The sequence below is a fragment of the Sphingorhabdus wooponensis genome (assembly GCF_003933235.1).
Classification (GTDB): domain Bacteria; phylum Pseudomonadota; class Alphaproteobacteria; order Sphingomonadales; family Sphingomonadaceae; genus Sphingorhabdus_B; species Sphingorhabdus_B wooponensis.
This window is the reverse complement of sequence record NZ_RWJI01000001.1, coordinates 497,187-512,153: the sequence shown is the minus strand read 5'-3', so window position 1 is coordinate 512,153 and position 14,967 is coordinate 497,187. Positions and strand designations below refer to the sequence as shown.

Annotated in this window: 14 protein-coding genes; 7 read left to right on the top strand and 7 right to left on the bottom strand. The window is 56.6% G+C overall.

Translation table 11 applies throughout. From position 1 onward, the window contains the following. The first annotated feature begins 25 nt into the window (after nt 1-25). The gene (locus D7D48_RS02685; RefSeq protein WP_125229830.1) at nt 26-2,362 is read left to right on the top strand and encodes a patatin-like protein; all 2,337 of its coding nucleotides are present in this window, start codon (nt 26-28) and stop codon (nt 2,360-2,362) included. Nucleotides 2,363-2,378: 16 nt separating this feature from the next. On the opposite strand, the gene dnaJ is transcribed toward D7D48_RS02685, so the two are convergent. After that, the gene (dnaJ, locus tag D7D48_RS02680) at nt 2,379-3,506 is read right to left on the bottom strand and encodes a molecular chaperone DnaJ (RefSeq protein WP_125229829.1); all 1,128 of its coding nucleotides are present in this window, start codon (nt 3,504-3,506) and stop codon (nt 2,379-2,381) included. Between the two features lie 70 nt (nt 3,507-3,576). Further along, complete coding sequence (gene dnaK / locus D7D48_RS02675; protein ID WP_125229828.1) at nt 3,577-5,484, bottom strand: molecular chaperone DnaK; 1,908 nt, start codon at nt 5,482-5,484, stop codon at nt 3,577-3,579. Nucleotides 5,485-5,709: 225 nt separating this feature from the next. Between dnaK and D7D48_RS02670 the strand changes: the two genes are divergently transcribed. Together D7D48_RS02670 and D7D48_RS02665 are read left to right on the top strand one after the other, a co-directional pair. Beyond that, complete coding sequence (locus D7D48_RS02670) at nt 5,710-6,183, top strand: copper chaperone PCu(A)C (RefSeq protein ID WP_125229827.1); 474 nt, start codon at nt 5,710-5,712, stop codon at nt 6,181-6,183. A 2-nt stretch (nt 6,184-6,185) separates the two neighbouring features. Beyond that, nucleotides 6,186-6,680, top strand: coding sequence for a vgr related protein (locus D7D48_RS02665; protein WP_125229826.1), 495 nt, complete (start codon nt 6,186-6,188; stop codon nt 6,678-6,680). On the opposite strand, the gene D7D48_RS02660 is transcribed toward D7D48_RS02665, so the two are convergent. The 3 genes from D7D48_RS02660 to hrcA all read right to left on the bottom strand — a co-directional run bounded on the left by D7D48_RS02660 (nt 6,648) and on the right by hrcA (nt 9,815). Further along, nucleotides 6,648-8,036, bottom strand: a complete 1,389-nt coding sequence (locus D7D48_RS02660; RefSeq protein WP_125229825.1) for an MATE family efflux transporter — start codon at nt 8,034-8,036, stop codon at nt 6,648-6,650. The two genes, D7D48_RS02665 and D7D48_RS02660, sit on opposite strands and share 33 nt — an antisense overlap. 70 nt (nt 8,037-8,106) lie before the next feature. Beyond that, entirely contained in the window at nt 8,107-8,682 is a 576-nt protein-coding gene (grpE, locus tag D7D48_RS02655; protein ID WP_125229824.1) for a nucleotide exchange factor GrpE, read from the bottom strand. An 89-nt stretch (nt 8,683-8,771) separates the two neighbouring features. Further along, nucleotides 8,772-9,815: a heat-inducible transcriptional repressor HrcA gene (gene hrcA / locus D7D48_RS02650; protein WP_125230846.1), complete on the bottom strand. Its 1,044-nt coding sequence runs from the start codon at nt 9,813-9,815 to the stop codon at nt 8,772-8,774. Nucleotides 9,816-9,897: 82 nt separating this feature from the next. On the opposite strand from hrcA, the gene rph reads away from it, so the two are divergent. From rph to D7D48_RS02630, 4 genes are read left to right on the top strand one after another with little or no spacing between them, the layout of a single operon-like run. Further along, nucleotides 9,898-10,611 carry a ribonuclease PH gene (gene rph / locus D7D48_RS02645; RefSeq protein WP_125229823.1) on the top strand — a complete coding sequence of 238 codons (714 nt, stop codon included), beginning with the start codon at nt 9,898-9,900 and terminating at the stop codon, nt 10,609-10,611. A gap of 56 nt (nt 10,612-10,667) precedes the next feature. After that, a complete protein-coding gene (gene rdgB, locus D7D48_RS02640; RefSeq protein ID WP_125229822.1) occupies nt 10,668-11,297 on the top strand; it encodes an RdgB/HAM1 family non-canonical purine NTP pyrophosphatase in 630 nt (209 codons plus the stop codon). A gap of 37 nt (nt 11,298-11,334) precedes the next feature. Beyond that, nucleotides 11,335-12,498 (top strand): radical SAM family heme chaperone HemW, encoded by a 1,164-nt coding sequence (gene hemW / locus D7D48_RS02635; protein ID WP_125229821.1) that lies wholly within the window; start codon nt 11,335-11,337, stop codon nt 12,496-12,498. A 13-nt stretch (nt 12,499-12,511) separates the two neighbouring features. Continuing rightward, nucleotides 12,512-13,399: a tyrosine recombinase XerC gene (locus D7D48_RS02630; RefSeq protein ID WP_125229820.1), complete on the top strand. Its 888-nt coding sequence runs from the start codon at nt 12,512-12,514 to the stop codon at nt 13,397-13,399. Here the strand turns inward: D7D48_RS02630 and D7D48_RS02625 are convergent. Both D7D48_RS02625 and gshB read right to left on the bottom strand, forming a co-directional pair. Further along, nucleotides 13,356-14,000 carry a DedA family protein gene (locus tag D7D48_RS02625; protein WP_125229819.1) on the bottom strand — a complete coding sequence of 215 codons (645 nt, stop codon included), beginning with the start codon at nt 13,998-14,000 and terminating at the stop codon, nt 13,356-13,358. The genes D7D48_RS02630 and D7D48_RS02625 overlap by 44 nt on opposite strands. Then, a complete protein-coding gene (gshB, locus tag D7D48_RS02620) occupies nt 14,000-14,962 on the bottom strand; it encodes a glutathione synthase (protein WP_125229818.1) in 963 nt (320 codons plus the stop codon). The genes D7D48_RS02625 and gshB overlap by 1 nt, the downstream gene beginning before the upstream one ends. Nucleotides 14,963-14,967 lie beyond the last annotated feature (5 nt).

Sequence of the window (14,967 nt, the reverse complement as noted above, 5' to 3'; positions counted from 1 at the left end):
CGCGACCTAATGCCACATCATGTCTATGCGCGAAAAAGAACTCAGACTGGCGCTCATTTGTTATGGCGGGGTCAGCCTTGCCATTTACATGCACGGCGTCACGCGCGAAATTTGGCACATGGTCCGCGCAAGCCGCGCATTTCATGATGACACCCCGCCCACCCGCCGCAGCGAGATTGTCTATCACGACCTGCTCACCGAAATGTCGCGGGTGAGCGGTGTAAAATTGCGCGTCTTGACGGACATCATCGCCGGGTCAAGCGCGGGCGGAATCAACGGTATTTTCCTGTCTCAAGCCATCGTCACGGGCCAATCATTGGAGCCATTAACCGATATGTGGCTGGACATGGCAGACGTTGATGTACTGCTTGATCCCGATGCCCGCCCGCTGTCGCGCTTCACCAAATTTTGGGCAACGCCGATTGCATGGATGGTTTTGCGCCGACGCGGCGGGGCGGTTGAACGGACAGTGGCAAAAGAGGCACAGCAAGAGGTCGCGGCCAAGCTGTCCCGCTTTGTCCGCGCCCGATGGTTTGCGCCGCCCTTTGGCGGGAACGTGTTTTCAAAACTATTGCTAGACGCGCTGAACGCGATGGCGGCGAGCGCCAAAGATGCGCCGCTTTTACCCGCCAGCCAGCCGCTGGATTTATTTGTAACGGTAACCGACTATTATGGCCATGATCGGGTGCTGCGCCTCAACAGTCCTGAAGAGGTCACGGAGTCCGAACATCGCATCACGGTCGATTTTTCAACACGCGGACGAACCGACCTCGCCGACATACCCGAACTGATTTTTGCGGCGCGTGCCACCGCCAGCTTCCCGGGCGCTTTCCCGCCCTTTTCGGTGCGGGAGCTTGACCGATTGCTGGCGCGGGAAAATATTCCATGGCTTGGCCGCAGCGCATTTTTGAAACGCATATTGCCGCAGCAATTTGCCGCCAATGCCGCCGAAGATACGATGTTAATCGACGGCTCGGTCTTGGCCAATGCGCCATTTAATCAGGCGATTTCCGCCTTGCGCAACCGCCCTGCACGGCGCGAAGTGGACCGGCGTTTTGTTTATATCGACCCAAAGCCAGGCCGGCCCAGCTTCCGATTTGGTAAACGCAATATCGACGGCACGGCCGATATGCCGCGCAAGCCACCGGGGTTTTTTGCAACGATATTGGGGGCAACGTCCAACATTCCGCGTGAACAGCCTATCCGCGATAGCCTCGAGAAAATCACCGGCCGTTCGGAGCGGATCGAACGCATGCAACGCGTCATCGACAGCTTGCGAAATGAGGTGGAAAACACCGTCGAGATGCTGCTGGGCAAGACATGGTTCCTCACCAAACCCACCGCAAGCCGCATGCAAAAATGGCGTCACTCGGCGCAGGAAAAGGCGATTGTTGCCGCAGGATTCGGTTATCGCGCCTATAGCCATCTCAAAATCACCAGCGTTGTGGACGATATCGTCGCCACCGCGCGCCGCAGTTTACCGGATGCATCAAACGCGTTTTTCCGGAATTTACGCGCCGCGCTTTGGACCGAGATTGCGACGCGTAATCTCGACCATATGCCGCCGCATCAGGGCAAAGCCACCGCGCGCCAAATTGCCTTTTTCCGCGCACATGATCTGCGCTTCCGTATCCGGCGCTTGCGCTTTCTCGCCCGGCACCTGACCGAAGAGATCGAAAATATCATCGACATGCCGGACGATGATATCGCCAAGATGCGCGACGCCATTTACAAATGCCTAGCTCTGTTTCTCGATCTGGAAACGGCGGAGTTTTTAGGCGCAGATTTCGCGCTGGCCGCCAAATCGGGTGTCGAAGACCCCGCAGGCTTAATGGACCATCTCGCGGCGCAACGCGATCTTGTGCGTACCGATGCCAAAGTAGACAAAATATTGTGCGATGCCATGCTGACATTGCCCGATGCGGCACGCCGGATCATGCTGCTCGGCTATTTGGGCTATGCCTTATATGACATCGCCACTTTGCCTTTGTTGCAGGATGAAGGCTTTGACGAATTCGACCCAGTCAAGGTGGACCGCATATCCCCCGACGACTGTGCCTCCATCCGCACGGGCGGCACAGCCGCCACGTTAAAGGGCATAGAGTTCAACAATTTCGGGGCGTTCTTCAGCCGCGCGTATCGTGAAAACGACTATCTATGGGGCCGTTTGCATGGCGCGGAACGGATGATCGATATATTGATATCATCGCTACCGCAGGGCCATGAATTTTCGGCAGGCCGCGCGCAAAGTTTCAAGAAGCAGGTGTTCCACGCGATATTGGATGAGGAACAGGATCGGCTCACGCATATCCAGCCCCTCATCATTTCTTTAAGGGGCGAGGTGGATCAGATTAAGCTCTAATCTACTGCACCCGAGCCTAATCGGTAATGTCGTCCCAAATGCCTTTCAGCTTGTCAAAAAAGCCGGTTGATTGCGGACATTCTGCACCCGTTTCGGTTTCACGGAACTCGCGCAGAATTTCCTTCTGCCGCGCAGAGAGCTTTGACGGCGTTTCCACGTCGATTTGAATGACCATGTCGCCGCGACCACGCCCTTGTAGCACTGGCATACCTGCCCCACGCTGGCGAAGCTGTTTGCCCGATTGTATGCCTTCTGGAACGACGATGACATGTTCAGCCCCATCGAGGCCGGGGATACGGATTTCGCCACCCAGCGCCGCTGTGGTGAAGCTGACGGGCACACGGCAGAACAATGTTGTGCCGTCGCGTTCGAACACCTTGTGGCGTGATAGATGAATGAAGATGTAAAGGTCACCTGCCGCGGCACCATTTGGTCCAGCCTCGCCCCGACCAGCAACGCGAATGCGCGTGCCTTCGTCCACGCCGGGTGGGATATTGACGGCGATGGTTTTGCGTTCATCCGCCCGCCCTTCGCCGCCGCAGGCCCGGCAGGGCGACTCAATCACTTCACCGCGACCGTGACAGGTCGGACATGTGCGCTCGACCACAAAGAAACCTTGCTGCGCGCGCACCTTGCCATGGCCAGCACACAGGTTGCAGCGACGTTTGCCGGAACCCGGTGTCGCGCCAGTGCCTTCGCATGTGCCACACGCGGTCGCGACATCGATAGTGATTTCCGCGTCTTTGCCGTGGAATGCTTCATCAAGAGAGATTTCGAGGTCATAGCGTAAATCCGCACCACGTGCAGGGCCACGCTGACGTCCGCCAAAAGCGTCGCCAAAAAAGCTTTCGAAGATATCGGAGAAGTCACCAAAGCCAGCCCCGCCTTGGCCACCGCCACTACCCATGCCACCATTTTCAAACGCTTCTTTGCCGAACCGGTCATAGGCTGCGCGTTTTTGTGGATCCTTCAGGACGTCATAGGCCTGACTAATGGCCTTAAACTTGGCTTCGGATTTGTCGCAACCTGGGTTGCGGTCGGGATGGCATTCCATCGCAATCCGGCGATAGGCGGATTTCAGCGTCTTTTCATCCGCTGTCCGCTCGACTTCCAACAATTCATAATAATCAATGTCGAGATTCATGAATGACTAACCCCCCGGTCTTTCCGACCGTCGCTTATGTTTCGATAGCGACGGTCGGAAATATGCAACATCAGTCTTTCTTGTCGTCTTCGACTTCGGAGAATTCAGCATCAACGACATTGTCGTCTGCTGGCGCGTCTTCCGATGCGGCATCTGCCGATGCGCCGGCAGCTTGCTCTTCTTTGTAGATTGCTTCGCCAAGCTTCATCGCGATTTGGGCCAAGGCAGTTGCCTTTTCCTTCATCGCTTCTGCATCGCCACCTTCGATGGCCGTCTTGGTTTCCGCAACAGCCGCTTCGATTTCGCCCTTCAACGCGGCGTCAATCTTGTCGCCATGCTCTTCCAACTGCTTCTCGGTGGAATGGACAAGGCTTTCGGCGTTGTTCTTGGCTTCTGCCGATTCACGACGCTTCTTGTCTTCTTCGGCAAAGGCTTCGGCATCGCGGACCATCTGTTCAATATCCGCATCGGACAAACCGCCTGAAGCCTGAATTTTGATCTGCTGTTCCTTGCCTGTGCCCTTGTCCTTGGCTGTCACGCTAACCAAGCCGTTGGCGTCAATGTCAAAGGTCACTTCAACCTGTGGCACGCCGCGCGGTGCAGGTGGGATGCCGACAAGGTCGAAATTGCCCAGCAACTTGTTATCTGCTGCCATTTCACGCTCACCTTGGAACACGCGGATGGTCACGGCATTTTGATTGTCTTCGGCGGTCGAATAGACCTGGCTCTTCTTCGTCGGGATTGTCGTGTTACGGTCGATCATGCGGGTAAATACGCCGCCAAGTGTTTCGATGCCCAGAGACAATGGCGTCACGTCGAGCAACAACACGTCCTTGACGTCGCCCTGCAACACGCCCGCCTGAATGGCGGCGCCCATGGCCACAACTTCATCAGGGTTCACCCCTGTGTGCGGTTCCTTGCCAAAGAAATTCTTCACGACGTCGCGTACCTTTGGCATGCGGGTCATGCCGCCGACCATCACGACTTCATCAATGCCATCAGCCTTGATACCCGCATCAGCCAAAGCCTTTTTGCAGGGCTCAAGCGTGCGCTTGATCAAATCATCAACTAATTTTTCAAGGTCGGCACGGGTGATGGTTTTCACAAGGTGCTTTGGACCATTTTGGTCAGCGGTAATGAACGGCAAGTTGACTTCGGTCGTCTGTGTGGACGACAATTCAATCTTCGCCTTTTCCGCCGCTTCCTTCAAACGTTGCAGCGCGAGCTTGTCCTTCGTCAGGTCAATGCCTTCGGCCTTGTTAAAGTCAGCAGCAAGATGCTCGACGAGCACGCTGTCGAAATCTTCACCGCCCAGGAAGGTGTCGCCGTTGGTCGACTTCACTTCGAACACGCCGTCGCCGACTTCGAGGATCGAAATGTCGAACGTACCGCCGCCAAGGTCATACACCGCGATGGTTTTATTCTCATCCTTGTCCATGCCATAAGCCAGCGCCGCAGCGGTTGGCTCGTTGATGATACGCAGCACTTCAAGACCCGCAATCTGGCCAGCATCCTTTGTGGCCTGACGCTGGGCATCGTTGAAATAGGCTGGAACGGTGATGACCGCTTGCGTGACGGTTTCGCCGAGATAGGCTTCCGCTGTTTCTTTCATCTTTTGCAGAATGAAAGCTGAAATTTGTGAAGGCGAATATTCTTCGCCGCCTGCCTTAACCCATGCATCGCCGGTCTTGCCCTTGACGATGCTGTACGGAACGAGGCCCATGTCTTTCTTGGTCAATGGATCATCGAAACGGCGACCGATTAGACGCTTTACCGCGTAAATGGTGCTTTCTGGATTGGTAACTGCCTGACGCTTGGCGGGCTGGCCGATAAGACGCTCGCCGTCCTTAGCAAAGGCCACGATCGATGGCGTTGTACGTGCGCCTTCTGCATTTTCGATGACCTTGGGCTTGCCGCCGTCCATTACCGCAACGCAGCTGTTTGTCGTGCCCAAGTCGATACCAATAACTTTAGCCATAAAAACTTACCCCGAAATTTTAAAAATTGAACTTTACCCTGTCGCATTTCGCACCAGCCCTATCAGGCACTGGGGTTCCGCGTAACGTGACGTTGTAGCGGCGATATAGGAGCCAATTCTCTTGGCACAAGACTTCGGCGTTCCTAGATAGGGAAAAAGTTAAGTGAAAACTCTGTATAGGATGGTCGCGCTAGCACACCCACCTAACAGTAAAAGGAGGACGTTATGAACCGACGTATATGCATAATCAGCGGCGCTGCGGCTGCCCTTTTGCTGGGCGGATGCAGCCCGACACCACAGTTAAAAGTGAAAGAAGCGGTGCTAACCCTGTCGCCTGTCGACAACAACCCATCGGCCATGCACTTCAACGTTTATGGCGGTCCAGAGGATGTGCATTTACTACGCGTAAGTTCACCATCGGCCATTCGTGTTGAAATGCACGATGTGACTGTCGACGCAAAAACCGGCGCTGTAACCATGGCGCCTATGAACCGCGTGCTTATTCCGTCTGGAGAGAAAGTCGCCTTCAAAAAAGGCGGCAAGCATGTGATGATGTGGGGCGTGAACGTTATCCCCCGTCGCTTGGGCGTGATTGAGACAGAATTTCTATTTTCGAACAATGTCCGCATATTAGTAAAGGCGCGCGTGCAGGAAATCGACGGTAGTGATCCGGACGAGAAGAAAGCCATTGATGGCTGAATATGTTTGGGCCGCATAAATCGGGCAGACCCCTGACCGTCCGCGAACGGACTCTAGCGCAGTCCGTTTTCGGGTCAGCGCTCGATTATGATGGTATCCGCATCCATAATTATAGGTATTTTTGGTTTCAGCCGCGCCGCGTTGTCATGGCCCCGAACGGGCATATATGGTTTCATCCCAAGGGCAATTTATACTGTAGCGATTTTTGCGATGCCAGCCTCAGCTTGCAAGGCCTGTTCATCCATGAGCTGGTGCATGTGTGGCAGCATCAAAAAGGCATATGTTTGCCGCTGCGGCGACACCCCTTTTGCCGTTATGATTACAGCCTGAAACCGGGATGGAAGCTCGACCAATATGGGTTGGAGCAGCAAGCCGAAATCGTTCGGCATGTATTTCTTTTGCGTAACGGGGCGCAAGTTGCAGGCGCGCCGCCGCTGTCGCAATATGACGGCATTTTACCCTTCTTACGGCAACAGCCCAAGCCGCGCGCGCAGTGACCAGCGCACGAGCATCAGCACGGCGACTATGCCAAGCCCGGTCGCCAAGCCGACCCAAATGCCAACGCCATTCCACCCTTGGTAAAATGCCAACCACGCGCCAACACCAATCCCGACCACCCAATAGCCAAAGGCCGCGATAAGCATGGGCACGCTGGTATCGTGTAATCCGCGCAACATGCCCGCACCCACGACTTGCGCGCCGTCGACAATTTGGAACAAGGCCGCAATGGCAAGGAAGCTGATGGCCAGCTGCACCACCTCTGCATTGATCGCAGCATCACGGTCAATGAAGACAGCAACCAGCAATTCGGGGAACAGCCACATGAACACCGCCATCGCGGCCATAAACCCCGTTCCCATGACGAAGCTGGTCCAACCAGCGCGGCGGATAAGCGCTGCATCGCGTCGGCCATAGCCAATGCCCACCCGTACCGTCGCGGCTTGTGCAAGACCCATCGGCACCATGAACGTCACGCTTGCGACCTGCAGCGCGATGGCATGCGCCGCGACCGAAGCGGTGTCGATCAACCCCATGAGCATGACGGCAACGCCAAAGACGCCACCCTCCAAGCCCATGGTCACGCCAATCGGTAAACCCAATTTCCACAGCGCCCGAAACCGCGGCCAGTCGCTGCGCCACCAACGCCCAAAGAGATGATAGCGCCTAAATTTGGGATGATAGCTAATCACCGCTACCATGCCCAAAAACATGAACACATTCGCCAATATGCTGCCAATGCCTGCACCGACCAGGCCCAGTGGTGGAAGACCAAGCTTTCCGAAAATGAGGACATAATTGAATGCCGCATTGGCAAAAACGCCTAATGTGCCGATGATCAGCGACCATAAGGGCTGCTCCAACGCCGACAAGAAATTGCGCGCGATAATCAGCCATAAAAATGGTAGGATCGACCACATATAGGCCCGCACATAGCTTTGCGCTTTGGACGCAAGCTCGGCTTGCTGACCAAGCGTTAGCAATACTGTTTCGGTCTGCCACAAGACCAACCAGATCGGAATCATGATCGCAACCGCGACCCACAAGCCTTGCCGGAATGTGCGGCGGATATCGCGCACCGAATGCGCCTTTGCGCCGCGCTCGCTCGCCATCATCGGCGCCGTTGCGGTGACGAGCCCCATGCAGAAAATCGCCGCTATCATGCACAGGTTGAACCCAAGTGACGCCGCCGCCAACTCGGTCGGCCCAAGCCACCCCACCATCACCACATCGGTCGCGCCAATCAATGACATCGACAGGTTGGTTAGGATCAAAGGCCAGGCAAGCGCCAAGGTCGCGCGAAGTTCATCGCGCCAAGGGGACGGACGGTCCGTGGGGCTTGCCGTTGTAGTCATAAGAGGCGCTCGATAGCGGAGCGCGTCACCTTACGCCACCCCAGGCTTGATGGTGATGATGCGCGCGGACTTACTCCGCCGCCTTCGCCACCCCAACCAAGGCAGGACGCAATAAACGGTCCTTAATCATATATCCTGCCTGCATTTCAGCGACGATGATGCCCGGTTCGACATCGGCGCTGGGAATTTCGACCATCGCCTGATGCTGATTGGGATCCAGCGGCATGCCCATGGCGGCAATGCGTGTAATGCCGTTTTTGGTAAAGACGCTGTCCAGTTCGCGGCCCGTTGCTTCAAGGCCGATGACGAGCGGTTTCATCGTTTCGCTTTCCCGCATTTCAGCGGGGATCGCTTCCAAGGCGCGAGATAGATTGTCAGACACCGACAGCACATCGCGGGCAAAGCCCGTTGCAGCATAAGCGCGCGCGTCCTGCGCCTCTTTTTCCATACGGCGGCGCACATTTTGCGTTTCGGCCTGCGCGTATAAAACCTCCTGCTGGGCAGCGGCGAGCGCTTCTTCCAATGCCGCAATCTTGGCATCGGCAGCATCGGTTACGTCTGGCGTATCGTCTTTCATATGCTCTGGCACGCCTTCAAGTTCGTTTTCTACAGCGGGATCGGCTGCGGCTGATTTCTTCTTTGTCATAAACTTGATTAACCCATTTACGTTGCGACTGCATGGTCGTTTGTTGCTGCTCGCATATAGAAAGCAATTCTATTTCATCAACCCGCGCATCATTTAATTAAACGGCTCAGCGCCTGCGCGGTAAAGTCGACCATCGGGACAATGCGCGCATAATTCAGGCGCGTTGGGCCGATGACGCCAATGACGCCGACGACCTTGCCGCCTGCCTCCCGATAGGGCGCGGCGATGACCGACGATCCCGAAAGCGAGAAAAGATTATTTTCCGAACCGATGAAAATCCGTGTCGACTGCGCCTCACGTGCGCTGTCGACCAATCGCGCGATTTCTTCTTTGCTTTCGAGCTCGTCCAACAATTGCCGAACGCGGTCGAGGTCCGCCGCCGCCGCATCGTCAATCAAGTTCGACTGCCCGCGCACGATGAGCACTGGCCGGTCATTGGCATCAAGCGACCAAATAGCGAGGCCGTCACGCACCAGTTTTTGGCTGGCGACATCAAGCTCCGCCTTTTCGGCCCGAATTTCGCTGTCGAGGCGTTCCAGCGCTTCCGAAAGGGTTAAGCCCGACAAGCGTGCAGAAATATAGTTCGCGGCCTCGACTAACATGGTTTCACTGATTGCCGGATCAATCGATACCAACCGGTTTTCAACGCTATTGTCGGATCCCACCATGATTGCGAGCACTTGAGATGGGGACAGGCGCGCAAAGCTAAATGCCTTTAGGACCGCGTCCCGTTTTGGCACCAAGACGATACCGGCGCAGGCGGACAGGCCCGACAATACCGACGTCGCGGCTGCCAGCGCCTCTTCAATCGGGCCATCACCACGGATTTGCGATTCAATCGCGCGTTGTTCCTCGACCGATGGAGCAGCCGATTGCATCATGCCGTCCACGAACAGGCGCAGACCACTCTCGGTAGGCACGCGTCCGGCGCTTGTATGGGGGGAGGCGAGATAGCCCGCTTCCTCCAAATCCTGCATGACATTGCGGATGGAGGCAGGCGACAAGTTCAACCCTGCAAATTTGGAGACTGTCCGCGATCCCACAGGCGCGCCATTGTCCAGATAGCTTTCCACCACCATACGAAAAATGATGCGTGTCCGGTCATTCAATTCATGGATGGGTGTTTGGCTCACCATGGCAGTGTAGCGCACCGCGCACTTGCAAAGCAAGCGGGGCAGTCTAAGGCAGGCGGCAACTTATTATCAGGAGATTATCATGCGTCCATCCGGCCGTGCGCCAGACGAAATGCGCGCCATTTCGATTGAAACCCATTTCACCAAACATGCCGAAGGTAGCTGCCTCATCGGTTTTGGTGACACCCGCGTTCTGGTCACCGCCAGCGTCGAAGACCGTATTCCACCATGGTTGCGCGGCAAGGGTGAAGGCTGGGTGACGGCAGAATATTCCATGCTCCCCCGGGCCACACATACACGCAGCCAACGCGAAGCCGCCAAGGGCAAGCAGTCCGGACGAACCCAAGAAATTCAGCGCCTTATTGGGCGTTCTTTACGTTCTGTCGTAGATTTAAAGAAGCTCGGCGAAAACCAAATCACCATCGATTGCGACGTTTTGCAAGCCGATGGCGGCACACGCACCGCCGCGATTTCGGGCGCGTGGGTTGCCTTGCGCTTGGCCGTCAATGGCTTACTTGCGTCGGGCGCAATCAAGGAAGATCCCATCATCGGACGGGTTGCTGCCGTGAGCTGTGGCATCTTCAAAGGCACGCCAGTTTTGGACTTGGATTATATCGAAGATTCCGACGCTGATGCCGATGCAAATTTCGTTTTGATCGAAGGCGGCCAGATTGCCGAAGTGCAAGCCACCGCCGAAGGCGCGACCTATGACGAAGAAGGCCTACTCCGCTTGCTCCGCCTTGCGCGCATGGGAACCGACCGGATTTTTGCCGCGCAGGCCGACGCGGTCAAATAAGGAACCATCGCTCCAGTATAAGCTGGGGCGACGGATTTTTAATTGAGGCAAAAGTTATGACTCACCGCAAACTCGAACCCGGCAGGCTGGTCATTGCCAGCCATAATGCGGGCAAGGTCCGTGAAATCCGCGCCTTGCTTGCCCCTTTTGGTATCGAACCGGTGTCGGCGGGCGAACTTGGCCTGCCTGAACCCGACGAGACGGGCACCAGCTTCGCTGAAAATGCGTTGCTAAAGGCCCATGCCTCTGCGCAAGGTTCCGGCCTTCCCGCGCTGGCCGATGACAGCGGCCTATGCGTTGCCGCGTTGGGCGGTGCGCCGGGGGTCTATACCGCCGACTGGGCGGAAACGCAGGTCTTCGAAGGCGGACCGGGTCGTGATTGGTATATGGCGATGGGCAAGGTTGAGGGCAAGTTGGCCGAGCTTGGCCCCGATACCGACCGGAGCGCCTATTTCATCTGCACCCTCGCGCTGGCATGGCCCGATGGGCATCAAGAGGTTTTCGAAGGCCGTGTGCAGGGCAGCCTCACATGGCCACCGCGCGGCTTGCTTGGCTTTGGCTATGACCCTGTGTTCGTTCCCGAAGGCCGCAGCGAGACCTTTGCCGAATTGGATCCGCAAGAAAAACACGCAATGAGCCACCGCGCGGATGCGTTCCGCAAATTGGTTGCGGCGGTGTTTTCTTGATCGTCTTTCGCGGACATAGCGAAATAGGTTAAGAGAATTGGTGCCCGCCCCCCTCGCCCTTTACATCCATTGGCCATTTTGCGTTTCCAAATGCCCTTATTGTGATTTCAACAGCCATGTCCGCGACACGGTGGATGACGCGGCGTGGTGCGCGGCATTGCTGACGGACATGGCCTATGAGGCGGGGCGCATAGCGGATCGGAATTTGACCTCCATTTTCTTCGGTGGCGGCACGCCATCATTGATGCCGCCATCCACCGTCGCCGCATTGATTGCAGCGGCAGAACGGCATTGGGGCTTTGCCGACGATATTGAAATCACATTGGAAGCGAACCCCTCTTCGGTGGAGGCGGCGCGTTTCGCGGACCTTGCAGCGGCAGGCGTCAACCGCGTATCGCTTGGGCTTCAGGCACTGGATGATAAAGCGCTGACATTTTTAGGGCGCGCGCACTCGGTTGCCGAGAGCCTCGATGCCTTGGCGATTGCCCAGCGCCATTTTGGCCGTGTCAACATCGACCTGATTTACGCGCGTCCCGAACAAACCGCTGCCCAATGGGAGGCCGAGCTGCAGCGCGCCCTTTCCTTCGGTACCGATCATATGTCGCTGTACCAGCTGACCATTGAACCCGGCACACGCTTTGAAACTTTGGTGCGCACAGGCCATTTCATTCCTGCCGACGATGATGATGCCGCGACCTTATATGAACTGACCGGCCAGATGACATCCGCCGCAGGCATTCCAGCCTATGAGATCAGCAACCATGCCCGCCCCGGCAGCGAAAGCCGCCATAATCTGAGCTATTGGCGTTATGATGATTATATCGGCATTGGCCCCGGCGCGCATGGGCGGCGACTGAACGCTGCAACTCAACGCCATAAAAAGCCGGAGAATTTCCTGTCCGCCGTCGAACGTAACATCCACGGCATCAGCAGCGAAGAGCATCTTGATGCGGCAACACGTGCTACCGAAAGCTTGTTGATGGGATTGCGGCTGGCGGAAGGGATTGACCTTGGCCGCCTGTCGCAAAAGACGGGTATCCCCGCCGCAGCCTTACTAGACATGGATGCAGTCGACAAAATCGCGCAGCTTGGCCTGATCACGCGCGAAGACAACCATGTCACTGTCACGCCGCAGGGCATGCCATTGCTCGATGCCATCTTGCCGCAAATAGTAAAACTTGAGGCGGATGCCGCCGCCTGATAGCAACATGGACATGTCGTCCTTACTTGCCGAATATCTCGCGTTTCTGACCGACAACCGCCGGATGTCACCGCATAGTGTGCGGGCTTATTATGCAACAGCGGATCGGCTGGCAGGATTTCTGCAGTTGCATTGGGGTAATGACGTCACCCGCGTGACGCTGCACAAAATTTCATCGGCGGACATGCGCGCCTTTCTGGCGGACAGGCGCGGTGACGGCCTCACCAATCGTTCCACAGCGCGCGAACTGTCGGCGGCGCGACATTTCTTGCGCTTTGCCTTGGGTGATGATGCCACTTTGCCGGTGATGAAGGGGCCGCGCGTGCAGCGCAGCCTGCCGCGCCCGGTGAATCCGGACGATGTTCTGGCGCTGGCCGATGATGTCGCCGAAAATGCAAAAGACGGCTGGATCGGCGCGCGCGATTGGGCTTTGCTGTTGTTGCTGTACGGCAGCGGCCTGCGCGTCAGTGAGGCAACCGGCCTGATGGGCGACATCTTGCCGCTTGGCACCACCTTGCGCGTCACAGGTAAGCGCAACAAGACGCGCATCGTGCCCTTGCTGGAGCAAGTCCGGACCGCCATGCAAGAATATCTCGCTTTATGCCCTTATGCGACCAGCGCGGACCAGCCATTGTTTCGCGGCGCGCAAGGCGGACCATTGTCCCCCGCATTGGTACGCCGCGCGGTGCAAGGCGCACGCACGCGATTGGGCCTGTCGGACAGGACAACACCGCACGCGCTGCGCCACAGCTTTGCCACGCATTTGCTCGCGGGCGGTGCCGACTTGCGCAGTCTGCAGGAGTTATTGGGCCATGCCAGCCTGTCGTCGACCCAAGTCTACACCGCCGTCGATACCGCTATGCTTCTGGATGAGTATCAGAACGCGCATCCAAGGGCTTAGACACGGAACTAGGTTTCCAGCGAACGAGCCGCCAGACATAGGTCAACACGATCCCTGCGATCACTAAGGTCGAAATTGGCCCAAGCCATTTTTCAACGTCTTTGAACTGCGATCCCAAGAAATAGCCAGCGCACGCCAAGGCGGCGGTCCATCCGGCGGTTCCGATGGTCGAGAAGATCATGAACCGGCGAAATGTCATGCCGAACAAGCCAGCCGGTATCGAAATCAGCGATCGCAAAGTGGGCAACATCCGTGCAATCAGTACGATAATTGATCCATGCGTGCGGAACAGCCTTTGGCCGCGCTCAACCTCATTCCAATCCAGCGTCAACCAACGGCTGTAACGCTCGATGAAGATTTGCATCCGTTTTTCGCCAAATTTGACCGCCACCCAATACCAAATCCAATTGCCGAGCATGGCGCCTGCCGTGCCCGCCGCAATGGTGCCGGCAAGGTTCATAGTCCCACGCGCCGACGATACACCAGCCACGGTCATGATGACTTCGGACGGTATTGGCGGGAAAATCGTCTCAAGCAGCATGAGCAAAGCAACGCCCCAATAATGGCCCCATTCGACCAAGCGAATGATCCAGTCTTCCATTATTTCTGTCCTGACAATCTGCGTTCAATCGCATCGAGAATAAGCGAGGGTGTGTCGGTTTTATTAAAACGATCAATCGCGACAATACCCGTGGGCGATGTCACGTTGATTTCGGTCAACCATTGGCCGCCAATGACGTCAATGCCGACAAATATCAGGCCAAGCTCTTTCAAACGTGGTCCCATCGCGGCGCAAATTTCGCGTTCACGCGCCGTTAGCTCGGTCGACTCCGCGCTACCGCCAACGGCCAAGTTGGACCGGAACTCGCCTTCGCCCGGACGGCGGTTGATCGCGCCCGTCACTTCGCCGTCGATCATAACGATTCTTTTGTCGCCCAGCGCAACATCGGGCAGGAATGGCTGCACCATATGCGGTTCGGGCCATGTGTTGTTGAACACCTCAAACAAGGCGCCCAAATTGCTACCGTCGGCATCAATGCGGAAAATGGCTTTGCCGCCATTGCCATGCAGTGGCTTCACCACGACCGCGCCATGTATTTTTTGGAAGTCGCGCACTTCATCGGCCGAACGGGTGATGATCGTCGGCGGCATAAATTGCCGATAATCAAGCACCATCACTTTTTCGGGCGCGTTGCGCACGCTGGCGGGGTTGTTGACCACCAATGTCTCATGCTCAATCCGCTCAAGCAAATGGGTCGCGGTGATGTAGCCCACATGAAAGGGCGGGTCCTGCCGCATCAACACCACGTCAATGTCTGCGCCCAAATCAATCTTCTTCGGCGCGCCAAAGCGATAATGCGCGCCTTCTACGCGTTGCAGGTCATGCACCGGATGCGCCCAAGCCGTCAGCCGATCATTGGCATCAAGCGTCAGCGTGCCGACATCATAATGCCAGATATCATAACCGCGCGCCTGTGCGGACAGCATCAGCGCGAAGCTGGAATCGCCATTGATATTGATACCGTCCATAGGGTCCATCTGGACCGCCATTTTGATTGCCATTTTGC